This is a genomic window from Streptococcus sp. 79 (assembly GCF_013277425.1).
GTDB classification, from domain to species: domain Bacteria; phylum Bacillota; class Bacilli; order Lactobacillales; family Streptococcaceae; genus Streptococcus; species Streptococcus pseudopneumoniae.
The window spans coordinates 1-863 of the sequence record NZ_VMMW01000094.1 but is presented as its reverse complement, the minus strand read 5'-3'; the positions used below and the strand labels follow the sequence as shown (position 1 = coordinate 863).

Annotated in this window: 1 protein-coding gene and 1 pseudogene; one reads left to right on the top strand and one right to left on the bottom strand. The window is 38.2% G+C overall.

The annotated features are described in order from the left end of the window. Positions 1 to 238 (bottom strand): helix-turn-helix domain-containing protein (locus HT729_RS10625; protein ID WP_172932002.1); only part of this gene is annotated, 238 nt, incomplete at its 3' end. 386 nt (positions 239 to 624) lie between these two features. Here HT729_RS10625 and HT729_RS10620 point away from each other — a divergent pair. Continuing rightward, a pseudogene (locus tag HT729_RS10620) lies at positions 625 to 863 on the top strand (IS630 family transposase); the annotation flags it as partial.

Sequence of the window (863 nt, the reverse complement as noted above, 5' to 3'; positions counted from 1 at the left end):
TGCGATTATTTTCATAAGACTGTTGAGCATAGTCGGCAGAATAAACCTCTTTAAAGCGTCCTTTTCCAAGACATTGTCGGACTGTCCCACGCTTGATTTCATTGTGAATGGTTTGAGGAGCTTTTCCAAGTAAAGAGGCGATTTCTCTATTTGATTTCCCTTCTTTTTTCCATCTTTCGATTAAGCGACGGCTATCGATTGTCAAATGTTTGGCTTTTGTAGTATAATGGTTTTGCATCTCTGTGCCTTTCTTGTGTTTGTGGTTGAACAACAAGTATAACACAGAGGTGTTTTCTTATGCCTAGAAGAGCTTTCATTTGACAAGAGGAACCCTTGAAGCAGTTTTGTCAGCTAAACCAAGGCTAATCTTAGCCTTGGCTTTCCAGCTTAACAGCTCCAAGCCTCTTATCAAATGAAATCGAGTACTAGCTATAAGCTAGTTAAAACATCTAATTTTTAGGAGGGCTGGATGGCTAACTTCATTATAGAACTTTCATTCGAACGTGAAAATGTCCCATTTGATAAAATAGTCGTATGAAAAGTATCCAACTGAATATGAATGAAACGAAAAAATATCTTGTGATATAGTTGCTTAGTTTCAAACAAGCATGTTATAATAAAGCTATGGCATATAGTACAGATTTTAAACAGCGAGCATTAGATTACATCAAAGAGGGGCACAGCCATGTCGAGGCAGCCAAGGTTTTTGATGTTGGCGTCAGAACTCTCTTCACGTGGGAAAAGAACTTACGTGAACAAGGACACTTAGAGAGGAAAAAGCGAGTCGTCAAAAACCGAAAGATTCCTTTAGAGGAATTGAAATCCTTTGTAGAGGCTTATCCAGATGCTTTTTTACGGGAAAT